Here is a 17,741-nt window from a genome sequence, read left to right as displayed (position 1 = left end):
AGCGAAGGCAAGTGCTCGACCACCAAGGTTCATGTGCGAGTAGGTGAACTTGAACAAAGTGGTCAGGACGGCCGGGGTAGAGCGGTGCTCGATCGCGTGACCAGCTCGGTCGGCAGCTCGATCCGGGCCGGGGCGCCGTCGGTGAGCAGTGCCGTCAGAGCCGCCGTCCCCAGCTCGGGCCAGGGTTGGCGGACCGTGGTGAGGGCCGGTGCGACGTGGGCGGCGGCCCAGGAGTCGTCGAAGCCGATCACGCTCACGTCGTCCGGCACGCGGAGCCCGTGCTCGCCCAGCGCCTGGTACACCCCGACGGCCATGGAGTCGGAGCAGGCGAAGACGGCGGTCGGCGGATGGAGGAGGGCGGCGAGCAGGCGGCGGGTGGCTCGCAGGGCGTCGACCTGCTGGAAGTAGCCGCACACCTCCCATCGGGGATCCACCCGGAGCCCGGCGGCGGCCATGGCCTGGCGGTAGCCGGCCAGCCGTTCGGCCGCGCACGGGACGCCGGGGCGGCCGGTGACGACGGCGATACGCGAGTGGCCGAGGGCGATCAGGTGTTCGGTGGCCGTCCGCGCGCCGTCCAGGTTGGCTGAGACGACGGCGGGCAGGCCGGACGGCGGCTTGCGGCGCGGGTCGACGATCACGGCGGGGATCCCCCGGTCGGCCAGCCAGGCCCGCTGCGCGGCGGTCGGCGACGTGCGCACGAGCAGGACGCCGGCGCTGTCGCGGGCGCCGATCCGGTCCAGCCACGCGGGCGGGGGCTGGCCGTGCTTGGTGCGGTCGCACACGGCCGAGACCACCAGGTCCACGCCCGCCCGCCAGGCCGCGTCCTCCACCCCGCCCAGGATCGCCAGCGCGTAGGGCGAGTCGAGGGCCTGCAGCATGACGTCGACCATGCTCCCCCGCGCGGGCCGGACCCGCTGCCTGGGGTAGCCGCGCCGCTCCAGCACCTCGGCGACCAGCCGGCGGGTGTGGGCGGAGACGTCGGAACGGCCGTTGAGTGCTTTGGAAACGGTTGCAACGGACACGCCGGCCTCGCGGGCGATCACGGCCAGTTTGGGTAACTGCTGGGGCTGGTCCTCGACCGTCATGACCCCCACTCTCCCCGCCGCGCCGGGGAATCGCCAGGCCAGCGCCTCGAAAATTTCGAAATTTAGCCATAACGGCCTGCTCCCGACGGTCGGCGGGTACTCGGGCTATTTGACGGCACGTACGTGCGGGTGCGACGTTTCCTGCAACCGATTGCAGCAGGTGCCGCCAAGGAGTGAGGGATGACGACCTACCGCAACCCCGTGCTGAACGCCGACTGGTCCGACCCCGACGTGATCCGCGTCGGTGCGGACTTCTACCTGACCGCCTCCACCTTCACCAAGGTCCCGGGCCTGCCGATCCTGCACTCCCGCGACCTGGTCAACTGGACGATCATCGGGCACGCCGTGACGAGCGGCTATGACGACGTGCGGCCGGGTTGCGGCGTGTGGGCGCCCTCGCTGCGCCACCACGACGGCCGGTTCTGGATCTTCTACGGCGACCCCGACGTGGGGATCCACGTGGTGAGCGCGGAGGACCCGCGGGGTCCGTGGACCGAGCCGCACGTGGTCAAGCCGGGCGCCGGGCTCATCGACCCGTGCCCGCTGTGGGACGACGACGGCCAGGCGTACCTGGTGCACGGCTGGGCCAAGAGCCGGGCCGGCGTCAACAACCGGCTCACCCTGCACCGCATGTCGCCGGACGCCCGCGAGGTGCTGGACGAGGGCACGCTGATCATCGACGCCGACCTGCTGCCCGGCTACCGGACGCTGGAGGGGCCCAAGCTCTACAAGCGCGACGGCACGTACTGGGTCTTCGCCCCGGCGGGCGGCGTGGAGCAGGGCTGGCAGTCGGTGTTCCGGGCGAGCTCGATCTTCGGCCCGTACGAGGACCGGATCGTGCTGGAGCAGGGCGGCACCGACGTGAACGGGCCGCACCAGGGCGGCTGGGTGGACACCCCGTCGGGCGAGCACTGGTTCATGCACTTCCAGGACCGCGGCGCCTACGGCAGGGTCGTCCACCTGCAGCCGATGACCTGGGAGGACGGCTGGCCGGTCATGGGCGCGGACGGCGAGCCGGTGCCCGGCGGCCCCGTGCCCGTCCTCGGCGGCACGCCGGCCGAGCCCGCCACCTCCGACGACTTCGCCGGGGCCGAGCTCGGCCTGCAGTGGAGCTGGCAGGCCAACCCCGACCCCTCCTGGTGGGAGCTGCGGGACGGCACCCTCCACCTGGCCTGCGCGCCGGGGCCGGAGGACCTCAGGGAGCGCCCGTCCGTGCTCGGGCAGCGGCTGCCCGGCGACCCGTGCACGGTCACCACCGGCCTCACCCTGGACGGCGAGGGCCGGGCGGGACTGGTCGTGCTCGGGTTCACCTACGCCTACGTCGGGTTGGAGCGTACGGCGGGCGGGACCGTCCTGGTGTGCGGGGACATGGAGCCCGTGCCCGTCAAGGACGGTGCGCCCGTCACCGTCGGCGCGCGGATCGGGGAGGGCGCGCTCGTCACGTTCCTGGCCGACACCGGCGACGGGCTGCGCGAGGTCGGCGCTCCCTTCCAGGCCACGCAGAGCCGGTGGGTGGGGGCGGTGCTGGGCCTGTTCGCGGCGGGGGACGGCGCGGGCCAGGCGGTTTTCGAGGCCTTCACCGTGGACATCGAGAGGTAGTCGCCGCCCCCTGGAGAGTAATCGGATGACTACGTCTGGTTACCATAGATGGGACATATGCGCATCGAATGGTGCGGATCACTCCAGGGGGGCTGGACATGACTGATGACACCCGGGCCGACAGAGCGGGGCTGGACACGGCGGCGGTGGACGGCGAGGAGGTGCTGCTGCACAGCGCGGACGACCCGGTGGCCGCTGCCGCCGTGGACGCGGCCGTCGAGAGCGAGCTGCTGGACGAGTCGTCCGTACGGGAGGCGGTCGAGGTCGAGTGGTCGGCGGCCAAGCGGGAGAGCGGACGCCAGGTCGCCGGGCTGTCGCCCCGGGCCCAGGACCGCGTACGCCGGCTGCAGAGCGAGCTCGGCACCATGGGCGCGGAGGTCTGGCCGGTCTCCAGGTGGTGGGGTTTCGAGATCCACCTCAACGAGAGCGCCGCGTTGCTGGCCGCCGAGATCCCGCAGCTCGTCGGCGAGACCGCGGCCACCGTGCTGGGCTCCTGGCTCGCCCCGCTCATCGAGCGTCAGGTGCGGGCCAAGGCCGACTGGATCACCTCGGTCGCCCGGCCGTACGGCGTGAAGCTGGTCTCGCCGTGGGTCGCGCCCGCCATGCTGGTGCCGGCCCGCGAGGACCGGCGCGACGGCGAGCGGCTGTACTGGACGGTGCACGAGCCCGGCGAGGGGTGGACTCCTGACCAGACGTTCGTCGAGCACTTCGGCGTGTCGGCCCCGGCCCTCGCGGAGTTCCAGGACCGGCTGGTCCTCGTCCACCGCGGCAAGGCCGACGATCCCAGCCTGTGGTGGACGGTCTACGACGCGCAGGAGGGCTGGAGCGAGGACCGGAGACTGCCCGGACACGTCAGCGACTCGGCCCCGGCGCTGGCGGCGTACGACGGGCGGCTCTACTGCGTGCACCGCGGCGACGGCGACGACAACCTGTGGTGGACGCGGTGGGACGGCTCCACCTGGAGCCCCGACGCCAAGCTGCCCGAGCACCCCAGCGCCTCCGCCCCCGCGCTGGCCACGTTCGACGGGCAGCTCTACTGCGTGCACGCCGGCACCGACTCCACCCTGTGGTGGACGCGGTGGGACGGCGCCTCGTGGAGCCCCTGCACGCAGCTGCCCGAGCACGCCTGCCGGTCCAACCCGGCGCTGGCCGTCTGGCGGGGCCACCTCTACTGCGTGCACACCGGCAAGGACTCCAGCCTGTGGTGGACGCGCTGGGACGGCTCCGCCTGGACGCCCGACCAGAAGCTGACCATGCACGCGGCCGCCGAGGGCCCCGCGCTGACCGTCTACAAGGACCGCCTCTACTGCGTCCACCGCGGCGCCACCGACCAGCGCCTGTGGTGGACGGTCTTCGACGGCTCCTCGTGGAGCGCCGACGAGCGGCTGCCCGGCCACCACAGCGCCGAGGCCCCGGCCGCGATCGCCTACCGCGACCGGAACGCCACCCGCGACCAGCTCCTGGTCGTGCACCGCGGCACCCGCTAGACACGAAGAGGCGCCGGCCCGCGTGCGAGCCGGCGCCTCGCCGCCGCTACCAGCCGGCGAGCTGCTCCAGGAACCAGTCGGTCAGCTCCTCGGAGACGTTGCCGTGCTCGGTGTTGGCCGTGTCGCAGCAGAACGCGTCCAGGAATGTCTCGTCCTTCGGCAGCTCGGTGAGGTCCCTGTACAGGTCGGTCTGCCACTGGTACGGGTCCCTGGCCAGGGCGATGGCGCTGACCGCGGGCACGAAGCAGCTGTGGCGGAACCGCTCCTGGACGGGCAGCCCGATCGCGTCGGCCACCCTGCCCCACGAGTCGAGCGTGCCGCCCGGCGCCCCGTCGAACGCGGCCACGTGCGAGGTGGCGCTCGTCCACGTCGGAGCCCCGAACTTGACCGTGCCGACGTTCTGCAGCTGGCCCATGTCCGGCTGGATCTTGGCCGTGAGCTGCAGCGGGTCGTAGTGCAGGTCGAACACCGGCGTGCCCGGCGGCAGGTCGCGCCCCGTGCCGTCGCCGACCCCGTTGGCCAGGCCCAGCTTGTACGGGCGGATCGGGAACCAGCCGACCCTGCGCAGGTCGTCCAGGAACTCCGTGCGCAGCGGGCTGGCGGTGGTCACGGGGCCCGAGTAGTCCTCGTTCTCGACCCAGGCCCACAGGAGCTGCTGCGCGGCCGGGCTGCGGATCAGCTCGGCCTGGCCGGGGCCGTTCGAGCGCGGCTCCAGCGCTTCGTGCAGGTAGGCGAGCTGCTGGAGCACCAGCGGGATCCAGGCGCCGAGGTGCGGCGTGTCGTAGGAGAAGTACTTGTCGGTCTGGTGGTCGGCACCCTCGGTCTCCATGCGCGCCAGCGCGTACCTGGTGACCATGCCGCCCATGCTGACGCCGCCGACGACCAGCGGGAGGTCGCCCTGCCGCTCCTGGATGGCGCGCTGGACGCAGGTGACCGCCACGGCGGCGTTGGCCTGGATGTACGTCTGACGCTGGTCGAAGCCCAGGAGGATGACGTCGATGCCCATGGTCCGGAGCTGGTCCAGGAACCCGGGGCTGCGCTCGCTGTTGAAGTGCGCCCACAACGCGTCCAGGTCGCTGGGCCCGTAACCGAAGCCGTCGGCGAAGATCAGCGGCCGGGTCAGCGCGGTGTGCCCGTCGGCCAGATGGACCGCGGCCCGCCCGGTGGCCGTGCGCCCCAGGTGCGGCTTGTCGCCCACCAGCTCCCAGACGCGGTCGGGCCTGGGCGCCTCGCTCACGCGGGGATGCGGGGTCGAGAACCAGACCCCCTGCTCGCCGAGCGCGTCCGCGACCCGCTCGGACTGCTCTTCTGTCAGGCTGTTCCTGACCGACTGGGCTCTGCTCTCGACGTCGATTCTGGGTTCGTGCGCCATGTCGATCCTCTCGCTGGGTGCCGGACCCCAATGGGGCCACTGACCTCACCATATGGTCACTATGGGTAATTGGCCGTATACCCAAAGTGGGTGGCGCGTCCGGTCAATCCGCTGGTGGCCGGAGATCGACGGTGAGCGTGCCGGCCTCCGACCGGACCTCGGTGCCGAGGTCGGCGCAGGCGGCGGTGAACCGGGCCCGGATCCAGCGGGCCTCCATGTCGTTCGCGATCCTGGTACGGCAGTAGTCCAGCGCGATGGGGACGGCGCGCAGCCGTACCGGGCCCCGCTCGTCCAGGGTGACCAGGAAGATCAGCCCGAGGTCGTTGCGGAGCTCGGGGTCCACGATGTAGTCGTCGATGAGGTCGCCCAGGTCGTACAGGACCGGTCCGGCCACGCCATGGAAGACGTGCGCGGAATGCCCGGCCACCAGGGACGCGCCGGCATCGACCAGCGCCCGGGCGGCGCGGCGGACGTGCGTGACGGGCTTGGAGGTCATGTTCGGGCCCCAGTGGACGCAGACGAGGACGACGTCGGCGTCCAGGCTCCCGATCGTGCTCGTGAGCCGGTCCGGCACCCCGCGGCCGAGGTCGGCGTACGCGACGCCGGGCCTGCGCTCGGTGGCCGCGAAGTCGGCGGGATGGTCGGTGACGCCCAGCGCCGCGAGGCGGAGGTCGCCCACCTTCAGCTCGGCGGGCTCCCAGGCCCGCGCCAGGTCGGCGCCCGCGCCCACGGTGCGGATCCCGGCCGCCGCCAGGTGGTCGAGGGTGTCGAGGAGGGCCTCGTGGCCGTAGTCCAGGGCGTGGTTGTTGGCCAGCGTGACCGCGTGCACGCCCAGCTCCGCCAGCATCGTCGCGGCCTGGCGCGGGGCGCGGAAGTGGAACGCCTTGCGCAGCGGGTCCCAGCGCCGGCCGCGGTCCGAGACGCAGCATTCGAGGTTGAACAGGACCAGGTCGGCCCGGGAGAGCACCGCGCGCACGCCGCTGTCGAAGAAGTCGGCCGGGTCGGCGGTCAGCCTCAGCCGCTCGGCCACGCCGCGGCCGAGCATGGTGTCGCCCGCGAGCGCCAGGGTGACCGTGGGGCCGGCGGATTCCCTGGCGCCCGGGCCCGGCGCGCTCCCCGTTCCGTCGGTCATGTCCACCCTGCTTCCCCGTCCGATGGCTTCGACACGCCCTCTGACCTGCGACGGAACCGTTCACGACGGGAGATTGCGGGTAAGGGATGAATTTGGGGGAGGGGGACGACGGTGTCCCTCACGTCACGGAGGTGAGAAAGCAGTGGCTTTGCCGATTAGGCGCAATCGCGGAGCGATGCAGGCGGGTGTTCCCTGGCAGAGGCGGTCCTGGGATCCCTTCACCGAGTTCCAGCAACTGTGGGATCAGATGGGGCGGCTCTTCGAGCAGGGAGTGGAGAGCGACACGGCCGCCTGGCGGCCGGTGGCGGAGACCGAGGAGACCCCGGACGCCTACATCGTACGGGCGGAGCTTCCCGGCCTGAAGCGGGAGGACATCAACGTCGAGGTCAACGACAGCGAGCTGTGCGTGTCCGGCGAGATCAACGAGGAGGACAAGGGGCAGATGCTGCGCCGGCGCACCGGGCGGTTCGTCTACCGGACGATCCTGCCGAGCGACGCCGACACCGAGCACATCGGCGGCGAACTGGCGGACGGCATCCTGATCGTGCGCGTTCCCAAGACCGAGAAGGGCCGCGCCCGCCGCATCGAGATCAAGGGCTGACACCGGGGGAGGCGCATGGCCGGCACGCAGGCGTTCTGGATCGGCGCCGCGCGAGGGCGCGACGGCGCGGGGCCGGGCAGCGCGCAGGAGCGCTACGGCGAGGAGCTGCGCAGATGGCGGCATGCCTTCGAAGCCGTGGACGGCGAGCCGGCCGCGGGCGGCGTCACGCTGGACCCGCTGCACTTCGCGCTGGGCGCGTGGGAAGTGGCCACGCGCCCGGTGGCGGAGCACGCCTACGTGCGCCGCCACCCGCGGGTGCTGGACGCGACCTGCCACCGCCCGGAGGAGGCATCGGGCCTGCTGGCGGTGGTGGAGCTGGCCGCCCCGCCCCCGGTCCCGCTGCCGCAGGGCTGGTCGAGCTGGCAGCGCCAGGAGCCCACGTACGTGCCGCCGCCGTACGAGCGGCCGACCGCGCTGAGCACGCTGGAGCTCCGCGTGCCCCTGCCGGTCGAGCGCCTGCCCACGCCCACCCACGCGCGGGCCGAGGGCCTGCCGAACCTCGACGACGCCCAGGCCTCGCTCGAAGCGCTCCTGGCCGAGCTGAACGCCATGGTCAACCCGTTCCTGCACGAGCTGGAGGAAGCCGATCCGGCGAGGTGATCCAAGATGAAGAGGCGCGACGAGGATCCGGAGGACGAGTTCTTCGCTCCCGTGCTGCGCGAGCCGCCGCCTCCCGAGGAGATCACCTCCTCTGGCGTGGTGAGCGACACCGGCGTGCCCGACGTGCACGGAGGCGGCCATGGCGAGTGGCCGCAGGCGCCGCCGCCGTCGAACTGGCTCGGCGTGCGCCTGCTGGCGGCCGCGCTCGGGCTGCTGGTGGGGGTGGTTTTGACCGTGCTGGCCCTGCTGGCCGCGCGGCCGCTGCTCGCCGTGCCGCCCGCGCTCGTGGCGCTGGGGGCCGCGGTGTATCTGGTGACGTTCGGCGTGCGACGCTCACACGCCGACGGCGGCCCTCCGACGTTCGGATGAGTGCCGTCTGGGTAAGCGCCCAGCTGAGGTCCGTCGGGGCAGAGGAGCCGAGATGTCTCTCATCGATCTTGAATGTGTCCGCCAGTTGCTGGAGTCGGAGGAACCCGACGCCACGTTGGTGTTCGTCCGGGGTGACTGCGTGGTGCTGCCGGCCGACGAGGTGGACGACGCGCACAAGGGGCTGGTCATCGCGCACCGCGACGAGCTCGTGGCCCGGCTGCCGGAGGGCGGCCTGAGCGAGGAGGCCCTGGAGGACCTGGCGACCCGGCTGGACAACATCGCCCGCGACCTGGGCGCCTAGCCTCCTATTTCCCGTTCTCCAGGTAGTGCAGGACGGCCGCCACGCGCCGGTCGGTCCGGTCGGTCGGCGCCAGGTCGAGCTTGGAGAAGATGCTGCGGATGTGCTTGTGCACGGCGCCGTCGGTGACGAAGAGCCGCTCGGCGATGGCGGCGTTGCCCAGGCCCTCGGCCATCAGGGCCAGCACGTCGCGCTCGCGCGGGCTGAGCCGGTCGAGCCGGTTGTCAGGCCTGCTGCGGGCGAGCAGCTGCGCGACGACCTCCGGATCGATGGCCGTGCCCCCTTCCGCCACGCGGCGTAGCGCGCCCATGAACTCCTCGACCCGTCCGACCCGCTCCTTGAGCAGGTAGCCCAGCCGGGCGCTGCCGTGGGCGAGCAGGTCGGTGGCGAACGCCTGCTCCACGTACGCCGACAGCACGAGCACGGCCAGCTCCGGCTGTCGCCGCCTGGCCTCGACGGCCGCGACGATGCCCTCGTCGGTGTGGGTCGGGGGCATCCGGACGTCCACGATGGCGACGTCCGGCTTGTGGGCGTCGATCGCGGTCAGGAAGCCGTCCGGGTCGGGCGCGGTGGCCACGACGTCCAGCGACTCCGCCCGCAGCAGCAGCGCGAGGCCCTCGCGCAGGAGCGGGTCGTCCTCGGCGATCACAATCCGCATGGGAGGCTCACATTCATGGTGGTTGGTCCGCCTTCTGGGCTGGTCAGCGCGAAGGTCCCGTCGAGGGCCTCGGCACGGCGGCGGATCCCGGCCAGCCCCGACCCGCGCCGCTCGTCCGCTCCGCCGCGGCCGTCGTCGGTGATCTGGAGGTCCAGCCGGTCGTCGTGCCTCCGGATCGTGACGGTGGCGTGCCGCGCCTGGCTGTACTTGGCGATGTTGGTGAGCCCCTCGGCCACCACGAAGTAGGCCGTGGCCTCGACGGACGCGGCGCACCTGCCGGGCATGTCGACGTCGATCCGGCAGGGGACCGGGCAGCCGGCGGCCAGCCCGGTCAGCGCGTCGGCGAGGCTCCGGTCCGTCAGCACCGGGGGCAGGATGCTGCGCGAGACCGCGCGGAGCTCGGCCAGCGCCTGCTCGGCGGCGTCCTGCGCGCGTTCGAGCATGGCGTCGGCGGTGGCCGGGTCGCGGGCCAGCGCGCGGCGGGCCGCGCCGAGCATGACGTTGACGGCGACGAGCCGGTTCTGCGTGCCGTCGTGCAGGGATCTCTCGATCCGCCGCAGCTCGGCGGCGTGCGCGTCGAGCGCCTCCGCGCGGGTCGCGGTGAGCTGGGCCACCCGCAGCGCCAGGTCGGTGCTGGGATCGGCGGCCAGCAGCCGCCGTCCCGGCCACGCCTGCAGGCGCGCCATGCCGGGGACGAGTGCCAGGGTCAGCGCGATCCAGACCACGCTCAGCGCGGCGACCGCGAGGGCGCTCGGGAGGTCGTGCACCACCCAGAGGTCAACGCCCGCCCCGTCCGGCAGCAGCCGCCACCACAGCGGGAACGTGAGGTCGCGCACCGCGCTGAGCGGCAGCGTCATGCCGAGCGCCCCGAGCATCAGCCCGAAGGACGCGTGGACCAGCACCCAGCACTGCTCGCGCCGGCTCGCCGGGTTCATGATCGCCGCCCGCAACTCGGACGGAACCGGGTCGGGACTGATGACGACGTCCGGGCCCCAGCGGGAGAGCCGCCCTCGCTCCCGGTCGGCGACGATGCGCAGCACGCGCAGAGCGGTGGGCACCAGAAGGAAGCCCACGCCGACGAGGCAGGCCAGCGCGGTGAGGGCCAGGACGAACACGGCCAGGACCGCCAGGATCGCGGTGCCGACACCGCCGACGAGGTGTTCGAGGGCGTCGAGGGTGGCGCGGGTCCGGGCCACCACGTCCCACCGGCGTAAGAGCCCCGCGTCGGGAGTCGGCATCCTCAGACCCTAGGCCATCTCCCAGGGCGAAGGGCTGATACCGGACGAACAGTACAGCCTGCTGTACCTCGGGCTGTCTCACTGGCGGGATCGCCCGTGGCGACGGCCATCCGTAGCGTCTTGGGGCGTCACCCGATCTTGTGAGGAGCACACCATGACCCCCATTCCTGTCCCCCGCCCCGTGCTGTGGCTCCTGCTGGCGATCTTCGCGGTGGCCAACATGGTCACCTCCACCTCCGATCTCAACGTGTTCGTCGGCCTCGGGTTCGGCCTGGCCACGCTGGCCTGCGCGGCCGCGCTGATCCAGCAGCACTACGCGCAGCGGCGCGGCTGAGCGGCGGATCGCCGGTGCGACGGATCCGTCCTCGCTCCCGAGAGGGAGCCGCGGAATCGCCCTTACCGGCGATGCCCGAGGACCCCCGCGACGCCGAGGATCGTCCCCATGAACTCCCGTATCGCCTTCATCGCCGCACCCCTGCTCGTCCTCGCCTACGGCGTGATCCGGATCCTCGACGGCCTCGACGGCAGCCGGGGTCCCGGCCTCGCGTGGACCACCGGCCACCTCGCCTTCATGGCGGCACTCGTCCTGTTCGTCCCCGTCTTCTGGCAGATGCGGCGGATGGCCGGCGCGAACGCCCTGGCCACCGCGAGCGCGACGGCCGGGACCGTCGGCGTCGTGGCGCTGCTCGGGCAGTTCGGCATCGACATCGTGGTCGGGTTCATGTCCGCCGACAACGAGGCGATGAGCGTGCTGTTCGACCAGGTCCAGAGTGTGCCCGGCGTCTCGGCCGTCGTCTACGACGTCGTCCCCCTCCTGTTCTTCGCCGGTCAGCTCGCCCTCGTCGTGCAGCTCGCGGTGCTGCGCCGGGTCAGGGTGTGGACGCCCGTCCTGGTTGTGGCCGACCTCGTCCTGCCGTTCGTCGAGAAGGACCTCATCCCGCTCGGCGCCCTCTGCCTGCTGGTCTCGTTCGTCCCCCTTGCCCGCCAGGTCACCGCCGCGCCCAGGCCCGCCGCTGCGCTCGCATGACGTACGAGGCAAGATGGGATGCCGTGTCCGATCTACGGTTCTTCGCGCAGGTTCGCCGGTGGTCGAGCTCGCTGCCGCCGATCTGGCTGGACGCCGCGCTCGCGCTGCTGGTGCTGATCGTGCAGCTGTGGCCGCTGTTCTCCCGCGAGAACCCGTACGGCGGGCCCTGGCACTGGTGGGGCTACGCGGTGGTGGTCACCGCCGCGGTGCCGCTGATCTGGCGGCGCCGCGCGCCTGTGACCGTCCTGGTGGCCAGCCTCGTCGCGACCGCCCTCTACGACCTCGTCGACGAGGTGGCCGCCCAGCCCATCTGGTACGGCTCGCTCATGGCGCTCTACACGGTGGCCGCCTACTCCGCCAGGTGGCCCCGCCTGATCATGCTGGTCTTCACGATCGCCGGCGGCCTGCTCATCGTCGGCTCGTCCGAGACCGCGATGCGCGGCGTCGTGCTCTTCGCCGCCGCCTACGCCATCGGCCGGGCCGCCGCCGCCTCCCGCGCCCACGCCGCCGCGCTCGAGGAACGCGCCGTCCAGCTGGCCCGCGAGCGCCAGGCCGAAGCCGAGCGGGCAGCCGAACGCGAGCGGGCCAGGATCGCCCGCGACATGCACGACATCCTGGCCCACGCGGTCAGCCTCATGGTCGTCCAGGCCGAGGCCGGACCGGTGGTGGTCAGGAGCGACCCGGCCAGGGCCGAGGCCGTCTTCGACGCGATCGCCGCCGCCGGACGCGACGCCATGGTCCAGCTCCGCCGCATGCTGAGCGTGCTCAAGGAGGAAGAGGGCCCGCGGGCGCCGCAGCCGACGATCGCCGCGCTCACCACCCTGGCCGAGCAGGTCAGGGCCACCGGGCTCGACGTGAAATACTCCACCTCCGGCGAGCCGGGGCCGCTGACTCCCGACACGGAGATCGCCGTCTACCGGATCACCCAGGAAGCCCTCACCAACATCGTCAAGCACGCGGGCGCGGCCCGTGCTGACATCAGACTCACCTGGCAGGACGACACCCTCATGATCGACATCGCCGACGACGGCCGCGGCTCCGGAACCTCGCTCCCCTCGGGCGGCAACGGCCTGATCGGCATCCGCGAGCGGGCCGCGGCCTGCGGCGGCACCGCCGACTTCGGCCGGCGCGCCGACGGGCCGGGTTTCCGGGTCCTCGTACGGCTCCCGCTGGCCGGCCGGGCGGTGGCGGCGTGAGCGTGCGCGTGGTGGTCGCGGACGACCAGGAGCTCGTACGTGCCGGGTTCAGCATGATCCTCGACGCCCAGCCGGACATCGAGGTCGTCGCCGAGGCGGGAGACGGCGAACAGGCCGTCGCGGCCGTCCGCGAGCACCGTCCCGACCTGCTCCTGCTCGACATCCGCATGCCGGTCATGGACGGCATCGAGGCGGCCAGGATCGTGTGCGCGGAGAGCGGCTGCCGCGTCCTCATGCTGACCACGTTCGACCTGGACGACTACGTCTACGACGCGCTGCGCGCGGGGGCGAGCGGGTTCCTGCTGAAGGACGTCCGCCGCGACGACCTCATCCACGCCGTACGGGTGGTGGCGGCCGGCGAGTCGCTGCTCGCGCCGTCGGTCACCACGAAGCTGATCGCCGAGTTCACCTCCAGAGCGGCCGCCCGCCCGGCCGTGCCGCCGTCGGAGCGGCTGGCCGTGCTCACGGCACGCGAGCAGGAGACGCTGCGCATGATCGCCCGCGGCCTGTCCAACGCGGAGATCGCGCAGGCCATGGTGGTCAGCGAGCACACCGTGAAGACCCACGTCAGCAACGTGCTGACCAAGCTGGGGCTGCGTGACCGGGTGCAGGCGGTGATCGCCGCGTACGAGAACGGCCTGATCGTCCCCGGGGCGGGGTGATCAGGCAGTGCCGGCGATAGCGTATGCGTCGGATCCTCAGGGAAGGGGAACGCATTTGCTGGGTGCTCACGTGCATGCCTATCTCAGGTCGATGGCCGGGGACCGGGCGGTCCGCTCCGGGCCGTTCACGGTCAAGTTCGACGAGCACGACGACGCGCTCCCGTTCAACTACGCCGTCCCCGACGACGACGCCGCGCCCACGGCGGACGAGGTCGCCGCGCTGATCGAGGCGTTCCGCGCGCGGGCCAGGACGCCCCGCCTGGAATACGTGCCACAGGTGTCCCCGAAGGTCGAGGACGCGCTGCTCGCGGCCGGGTTCACCCAGGAGGGGCGCTACCCGCTGCTGGTGTGCCCGCCGGACGAGGTGGTGGAGCGGCCCGTGGACGTGCGGGTCGCGCTCGTGACCGAGGACGCCGATCTCTGGCAGGTCGCGCGGGTGATGAACGAGGCGTTCGACGCGCCGGAGCCCACCGAGCACGACATCGCGCGCTTCCGGCGGGTCCTCGACGGCGGCGGCCTGATCGCCGCCGCCTTCGACGCCGGGGAGGCCGTCGGGGCCGGGCAGCTCGGCCGCCCGCACCAGGGGGTCGCCGAGGTCGCGGGCATCGCGGTGCTGCCCTCGCACCGGCGGCGCGGCATCGCGGGCGCGGTCACGGCGCTGCTCACCCGTGAGGGCGCGGGCGCCGGGGTCTCGGCCCCGTTCCTCACCCCGGCCGACGACGGCGCCGCGCGGGTCTACGCCCGCGTCGGCTACCGCAAGGTCGGCGAGGCCCTCTACATCTCCCTCCGCTGAGGCTCACTCGGCCGGCGTGGTCAGGTCGAGCAGGGCGAGGCGCTCCGGGTCGGTGAAGATCTCCACCGCGACGATCCTGCCGTCGGTGACCGTGAAGCCGAGCACCGACCGCGGCCGGCCGTTCTCCCTGCCGACGAGCCCGACGACGCCGTTGACCAGCACCGGCTCCACCGAGTAGGCGCGGCTGAACCGCCGGAAGCTCGTCGCCTCGCCGGCCACGGCCGCCGCGCCGATGATCGTCCGCATCCCGCCCGCGGCCGCGGCTCCCGCGTCCACGCGCATCACCACGTCCGGGTCGAGGATGCCGAGCAGCGCCTCGAAGTCGCCGTCGCGCGCGGCGGCCAGGAAGGCGTCCACGACCTTGCGCTGCCGGCTCGGGTCGGGGTCGGGCGGCGGGACCGTCCCCCGTACGCGCTGCCGGGCCCGGCTCGCGAGCTTCTTGGCCGTCGCGGGGGTGCGGTCCACGATCGGGGCGATCTGCTCGAACGGCACCCCGAACATGTCGTGCAGCACGAACGCCAGCCGCTCCGCGGGGCTGAGCGACTCCAGCACCACGAGCAGCGCCAGCCCGACCGAGTCGGCGATCAGCGCCTGCTGCTCGGGGTCGCCCCCGTCCTCAGGGCTGACGATCGGGTCGGGCAGCCGCTGCTCCAGCGGGGCCTCGCGCCGTGACGTACGCGTGCGCAGCATGTCCAGGCAGACCCGGCCGACGACCGTGGTGAGCCAACCACCCAGATTGTCGATCTCACCCGAGTCCGTACGGCTGAGCCGCAGCCACGACTCCTGGACGGCGTCCTCGGCCTCGGTGAGTGAGCCGAGCATCCGGTAGGCCACCGCCTTGAGATGGCTGCGGTGCTCCTCGAACTGGTCGGCAAGAAAGTCGTCGGCGTCCACGGTCACATCCTCGATCAGGGCTCTTACCTACCTGACGGCGCAGCCCCGCCAAAGGTGACCGGCGAGCGCGGTCACCTTGTCGTCCCCCGCTCCGTCATAGCCCCGGACGACCTCAGAAACGGGAGAGATCATGACACTCAACGAGTTGCGGAACGCCGTGCAGGGCGAGGTGCTGCTGCCGGAGGACGGCGGGTTCGACGCGGCCGCCAAGGCGTGGAACCTGACGGTCGCCCAGCCGGTGGCCGCCGTGGTCACGGCCGACGATGCCGACGACGTGGCCGCCCTGGTGCGTCACGCCCGCAAGTCCGGCCTGACGGTGGCCGCCCAGCCCAACGGCCACGGTGCCTCCGGCGACACCGACGGCGTGATCCTGCTGCGTACGGGGCGCCTGAACGGCGTCGACGTGGACGCCGGGCAGCGCGTGGCCAGGGCGGGCGCGGGCGCCCGGTGGGGCCAGGTGCTCCAGGAGGCCGGGCCGCACGGCCTGACCGGGCTGGCCGGCAGCATGCCGGCCATCAGCGTGGTCGGCTACACGCTGGGCGGCGGGCTGTCCTGGTTCGGCAGGAAGTACGGCTGGGCCTCGGACTCCGTGCGCGCCTTCGAGGTCGTGGACGCCGACGGCGACCGGTCCCGGGTGACCGCCGACTCCGACCCGGACCTGTTCTGGGCCCTGCGGGGCGGCGGGGGCGACTTCGCGCTGGTGACCGCTGTGGAGTTCGACCTGCACCCGGCGCCGCAGCTGTACGGCGGGCGCGTGATGTGGCCGGGCGCGCGGACCGCGGAGGTGTTCGACGCCTACCGGCGGATCACCGAGAACGCGCCGGACGAGCTGTCGGTCTGGTTCAACCGGGTCCAGCTCCCCGACGGGCCGCCCATGGTGGCCGTGGACGCCGCCTACCTGGGTGACGCCGCCGAGGGCGGCGCGCTGCTGGCCGGCCTGGACAAGATCGACGGGGCTGTCGTGGACAGGCGGGCCGCGCTGCCGGTCGCGAACCTGGCCGACATCACCGCCGAGCCGACCGATCCCGCCCCCGCCATGGCCCGTGCCGAGCTGCTGACGGAGCTGGACGAGCGGGTCCTGCTCGACGCGCCGCTGGCGCCGCTGCTCGGCCTCCAGGTGCGGCACCTGGGCGGCGCGCTGGCCGAGGAGCGGCCCGGGGCCGGTGCCCGGGGTGCGGTCGCGGAGCCGTACCTGCTCTATCTGATCGGGCTCGGGCTGCCGCACCTCAAGGACGCGGTGGTCGCCAAGCGGGCCCAGCTGGTCGGGGAGCTGCGGGTCGGCGGGCGCAAGCCGTACACGTTCCTGACGGCGGGGGAGCGGGCGGCGGACGCCTTCGACGAGGGGACTCTGGCCCGGCTGCGCGAGCTCAAGCGCGCCCGCGACCCGCAGGGCGTGTTCCGCGCGAACTTCCCGGTCGGTGCCTGACCGGGAAGCTCGCGGGAGACGGGTACTACTTCTTCTCCTCCATGGTCACGGTCACGGTGTCGGTCTTGCCGTCCCGCTGGTACGTGACCGGCACCTGCTGGCCCACCTTGAACCCGCGGACCTGGCCCACCACCGTGTCGCCGCCGGAGACCGCGGTGTTACCGATCTTGGTGATCAGGTCCCCCTGCTTCAGCCCGGCCTTCTCGGCCGGGCTGCCGGCGCTCACCTGGCGGACCAGCGCGCCGGGCACGTCACCGGTGGCGTCGGTGACGCTCACCCCGAGGAAGGCGTGGGTCACCTTGCCCTGGCTGATGAGCTGCTCGGAGACCTGCTTGGCGGTGTTCACGGGGATCGCGAAGCCGAGGTTGACGCCGTCGGCGGCGACCGCGCTGTTGATGCCGACCAGCTCGCCGGCCGCGTTCACCAGAGCGCCGCCGGAGTTGCCCGGGTTGATCGCCGCGTCCGTCTGGATCATGCCGCCGAGCGTGGTCGGCTCCTCCGCCTGACTCTGCTGCTGCCCACCCCAGCCCGGCGGGAGCTGCTGGTTCCCCTGGCCGCCGCCCCCGGCGGTCACGGTACGGTCGAGCGCGCTGATGATGCCCGACGTCACCGTTCCGTCCAGGCCGAGCGGGCTGCCGATGGCCAGCACGTCGTCCCCCACCTTGAGCTGGTCGCTGTCGCCCAGCGTGACCTTGGCCAGCCCCGACACGCCCTCGGCCCGGATGACGGCGAGGTCGGTGGCCGGGTCGGTGCCGACCACGGTGGCCTTGGCCGTCTTGCCGTCGCTGAACTTCACCGTAAGCTGCTTGCCCTGCCCGCTCACCACGTGGTTGTTGGTGAGGATCAGCCCGTCCTCCGACAGCACCACGCCGGAGCCCTCGGCGGACTGCCCCTGGATCATCACGACCGACGGCTGTACCTTCTCCGCCACCTGCGCGATCGTGAGCTGGCCGGAGGCCGTGCGGAAGACCGGGCTCGCCACGGTCTTGGTGACGGTCGGGACCGGCTGCCCGGCACCGGCGACATAGGCGCCGACGGCGCCGCCCCCGAGCGCGGTCGCCGTCAGCGCCGCGAACGCCGCCAGCGCCAGCCCGGCGACAGCCTTGCGCGTGAGCACGAACCCGGCCCGTCGCCGCTGCGGCGGCGGCGGAGGCGGCAGCACAGGCCCGGGCCGGGTGAAGGTCCCGGTGGTGGGCGGTGTGTCACCGAACTGGCTCCAGCCGCCGGCACTGTCCTCACGAGGCGTGTTCGCGTCCATGTCATCTCCTAGAGTCCCGATGACACAAGCGTGACGAACGGCGGGT

Annotated in this window: 19 protein-coding genes; 12 read left to right on the top strand and 7 right to left on the bottom strand. The window is 72.7% G+C overall.

Annotation, left to right across the window (positions count from 1 at the left end):
- Window positions 1-62: 62 nt before the first annotated feature.
- Window positions 63-1,085: a LacI family DNA-binding transcriptional regulator gene (locus tag ACIBI9_RS23700; RefSeq protein WP_397224333.1), complete on the bottom strand. Its 1,023-nt coding sequence runs from the start codon at window positions 1,083-1,085 to the stop codon at window positions 63-65.
- A gap of 180 nt (window positions 1,086-1,265) precedes the next feature.
- Here ACIBI9_RS23700 and ACIBI9_RS23695 point away from each other — a divergent pair, with 180 nt between their 5' ends.
- Window positions 1,266-2,684 (top strand): glycoside hydrolase 43 family protein, encoded by a 1,419-nt coding sequence (locus tag ACIBI9_RS23695; RefSeq protein ID WP_397224332.1) that lies wholly within the window; start codon window positions 1,266-1,268, stop codon window positions 2,682-2,684.
- 98 nt (window positions 2,685-2,782) lie between these two features.
- On the top strand, window positions 2,783-4,171 hold the full coding sequence (locus ACIBI9_RS23690; protein ID WP_397224331.1) for a hypothetical protein: 1,389 nt from the start codon (window positions 2,783-2,785) through the stop codon (window positions 4,169-4,171).
- Window positions 4,172-4,217: 46 nt separating this feature from the next.
- On the opposite strand, the gene ACIBI9_RS23685 is transcribed toward ACIBI9_RS23690, so the two are convergent.
- The gene (locus ACIBI9_RS23685; protein ID WP_397224330.1) at window positions 4,218-5,543 is read right to left on the bottom strand and encodes a hypothetical protein; all 1,326 of its coding nucleotides are present in this window, start codon (window positions 5,541-5,543) and stop codon (window positions 4,218-4,220) included.
- A gap of 103 nt (window positions 5,544-5,646) precedes the next feature.
- Complete coding sequence (locus ACIBI9_RS23680; protein WP_397224329.1) at window positions 5,647-6,675, bottom strand: CapA family protein; 1,029 nt, start codon at window positions 6,673-6,675, stop codon at window positions 5,647-5,649.
- A 175-nt stretch (window positions 6,676-6,850) separates the two neighbouring features.
- Between ACIBI9_RS23680 and ACIBI9_RS23675 the strand changes: the two genes are divergently transcribed.
- The 4 genes from ACIBI9_RS23675 to ACIBI9_RS23660 are packed head-to-tail and all read left to right on the top strand — an operon-like array spanning window position 6,851 to window position 8,546.
- Window positions 6,851-7,276, top strand: a complete 426-nt coding sequence (locus ACIBI9_RS23675) for an Hsp20/alpha crystallin family protein (RefSeq protein WP_397224328.1) — start codon at window positions 6,851-6,853, stop codon at window positions 7,274-7,276.
- Window positions 7,277-7,291: 15 nt separating this feature from the next.
- A complete protein-coding gene (locus ACIBI9_RS23670) occupies window positions 7,292-7,876 on the top strand; it encodes a hypothetical protein (RefSeq protein ID WP_397224327.1) in 585 nt (194 codons plus the stop codon).
- Between the two features lie 6 nt (window positions 7,877-7,882).
- Window positions 7,883-8,245, top strand: a complete 363-nt coding sequence (locus ACIBI9_RS23665; protein ID WP_397224326.1) for a hypothetical protein — start codon at window positions 7,883-7,885, stop codon at window positions 8,243-8,245.
- A gap of 52 nt (window positions 8,246-8,297) precedes the next feature.
- Window positions 8,298-8,546, top strand: coding sequence for a hypothetical protein (locus tag ACIBI9_RS23660; RefSeq protein WP_397224325.1), 249 nt, complete (start codon window positions 8,298-8,300; stop codon window positions 8,544-8,546).
- 4 nt (window positions 8,547-8,550) lie between these two features.
- Here ACIBI9_RS23660 and ACIBI9_RS23655 read toward each other — a convergent pair whose 3' ends face one another.
- Together ACIBI9_RS23655 and ACIBI9_RS23650 are read right to left on the bottom strand one after the other, a co-directional pair.
- Window positions 8,551-9,201, bottom strand: a complete 651-nt coding sequence (locus tag ACIBI9_RS23655) for a response regulator (RefSeq protein WP_397224324.1) — start codon at window positions 9,199-9,201, stop codon at window positions 8,551-8,553.
- Window positions 9,189-10,439: a sensor histidine kinase gene (locus ACIBI9_RS23650; RefSeq protein WP_397224323.1), complete on the bottom strand. Its 1,251-nt coding sequence runs from the start codon at window positions 10,437-10,439 to the stop codon at window positions 9,189-9,191. The genes ACIBI9_RS23655 and ACIBI9_RS23650 overlap by 13 nt, the downstream gene beginning before the upstream one ends.
- A 154-nt stretch (window positions 10,440-10,593) precedes the next feature.
- Between ACIBI9_RS23650 and ACIBI9_RS23645 the strand changes: the two genes are divergently transcribed.
- The 5 genes from ACIBI9_RS23645 (at window position 10,594) to ACIBI9_RS23625 (ending at window position 14,117) form a co-directional block, all read left to right on the top strand.
- Window positions 10,594-10,773, top strand: coding sequence for a hypothetical protein (locus ACIBI9_RS23645; RefSeq protein ID WP_397224322.1), 180 nt, complete (start codon window positions 10,594-10,596; stop codon window positions 10,771-10,773).
- 108 nt (window positions 10,774-10,881) lie between these two features.
- Window positions 10,882-11,466 (top strand): hypothetical protein, encoded by a 585-nt coding sequence (locus tag ACIBI9_RS23640; RefSeq protein ID WP_397224321.1) that lies wholly within the window; start codon window positions 10,882-10,884, stop codon window positions 11,464-11,466.
- Window positions 11,467-11,489: 23 nt separating this feature from the next.
- On the top strand, window positions 11,490-12,662 hold the full coding sequence (locus tag ACIBI9_RS23635) for a sensor histidine kinase (RefSeq protein WP_397224320.1): 1,173 nt from the start codon (window positions 11,490-11,492) through the stop codon (window positions 12,660-12,662).
- Window positions 12,659-13,324 (top strand): response regulator, encoded by a 666-nt coding sequence (locus ACIBI9_RS23630; RefSeq protein ID WP_397224319.1) that lies wholly within the window; start codon window positions 12,659-12,661, stop codon window positions 13,322-13,324. Before ACIBI9_RS23635 ends, ACIBI9_RS23630 begins: the two co-directional genes overlap by 4 nt.
- 70 nt (window positions 13,325-13,394) lie before the next feature.
- The gene (locus tag ACIBI9_RS23625) at window positions 13,395-14,117 is read left to right on the top strand and encodes a GNAT family N-acetyltransferase (RefSeq protein ID WP_397224318.1); all 723 of its coding nucleotides are present in this window, start codon (window positions 13,395-13,397) and stop codon (window positions 14,115-14,117) included.
- Between the two features lie 3 nt (window positions 14,118-14,120).
- Here the strand turns inward: ACIBI9_RS23625 and sigJ are convergent, their stop codons facing one another.
- Complete coding sequence (gene sigJ, locus ACIBI9_RS23620) at window positions 14,121-15,011, bottom strand: RNA polymerase sigma factor SigJ (protein WP_397224317.1); 891 nt, start codon at window positions 15,009-15,011, stop codon at window positions 14,121-14,123.
- 130 nt (window positions 15,012-15,141) lie between these two features.
- Here sigJ and ACIBI9_RS23615 point away from each other — a divergent pair, with 130 nt between their 5' ends.
- Window positions 15,142-16,437: an FAD-binding oxidoreductase gene (locus ACIBI9_RS23615; protein ID WP_397224316.1), complete on the top strand. Its 1,296-nt coding sequence runs from the start codon at window positions 15,142-15,144 to the stop codon at window positions 16,435-16,437.
- A gap of 25 nt (window positions 16,438-16,462) precedes the next feature.
- Here the strand turns inward: ACIBI9_RS23615 and ACIBI9_RS23610 are convergent, their stop codons facing one another.
- Window positions 16,463-17,695 (bottom strand): S1C family serine protease, encoded by a 1,233-nt coding sequence (locus ACIBI9_RS23610; protein WP_397224315.1) that lies wholly within the window; start codon window positions 17,693-17,695, stop codon window positions 16,463-16,465.
- Between the last annotated feature and the right edge of the window lie 46 nt (window positions 17,696-17,741).

Source organism: Nonomuraea sp. NPDC050451 (assembly GCF_044458585.1).
Note: the sequence above shows the minus strand (reverse complement) of the source record. Positions and strands in the feature narration are given on the sequence as shown.

Bases quoted from the DNA above. Each gene is read 5' to 3' on its own strand.
- ACIBI9_RS23700 (WP_397224333.1), bottom strand. From the start codon at position 1,085: ATGACGGTCGAGGACCAGCCCCAGCAGTTACCCAAACTGGCCGTGATC.
- ACIBI9_RS23695 (WP_397224332.1), top strand. From the start codon at position 1,266: ATGACGACCTACCGCAACCCCGTGCTGAACGCCGACTGGTCCGACCCC.
- ACIBI9_RS23690 (WP_397224331.1), top strand. From the start codon at position 2,783: ATGACTGATGACACCCGGGCCGACAGAGCGGGGCTGGACACGGCGGCG.
- ACIBI9_RS23685 (WP_397224330.1), bottom strand. From the start codon at position 5,543: ATGGCGCACGAACCCAGAATCGACGTCGAGAGCAGAGCCCAGTCGGTC.
- ACIBI9_RS23680 (WP_397224329.1), bottom strand. From the start codon at position 6,675: ATGACCGACGGAACGGGGAGCGCGCCGGGCCCGGGCGCCAGGGAATCC.
- ACIBI9_RS23675 (WP_397224328.1), top strand. From the start codon at position 6,851: ATGCAGGCGGGTGTTCCCTGGCAGAGGCGGTCCTGGGATCCCTTCACC.
- ACIBI9_RS23670 (WP_397224327.1), top strand. From the start codon at position 7,292: ATGGCCGGCACGCAGGCGTTCTGGATCGGCGCCGCGCGAGGGCGCGAC.
- ACIBI9_RS23665 (WP_397224326.1), top strand. From the start codon at position 7,883: ATGAAGAGGCGCGACGAGGATCCGGAGGACGAGTTCTTCGCTCCCGTG.
- ACIBI9_RS23660 (WP_397224325.1), top strand. From the start codon at position 8,298: ATGTCTCTCATCGATCTTGAATGTGTCCGCCAGTTGCTGGAGTCGGAG.
- ACIBI9_RS23655 (WP_397224324.1), bottom strand. From the start codon at position 9,201: ATGCGGATTGTGATCGCCGAGGACGACCCGCTCCTGCGCGAGGGCCTC.
- ACIBI9_RS23650 (WP_397224323.1), bottom strand. From the start codon at position 10,439: ATGCCGACTCCCGACGCGGGGCTCTTACGCCGGTGGGACGTGGTGGCC.
- ACIBI9_RS23645 (WP_397224322.1), top strand. From the start codon at position 10,594: ATGACCCCCATTCCTGTCCCCCGCCCCGTGCTGTGGCTCCTGCTGGCG.
- ACIBI9_RS23640 (WP_397224321.1), top strand. From the start codon at position 10,882: ATGAACTCCCGTATCGCCTTCATCGCCGCACCCCTGCTCGTCCTCGCC.
- ACIBI9_RS23615 (WP_397224316.1), top strand. From the start codon at position 15,142: ATGACACTCAACGAGTTGCGGAACGCCGTGCAGGGCGAGGTGCTGCTG.
- ACIBI9_RS23610 (WP_397224315.1), bottom strand. From the start codon at position 17,695: ATGGACGCGAACACGCCTCGTGAGGACAGTGCCGGCGGCTGGAGCCAG.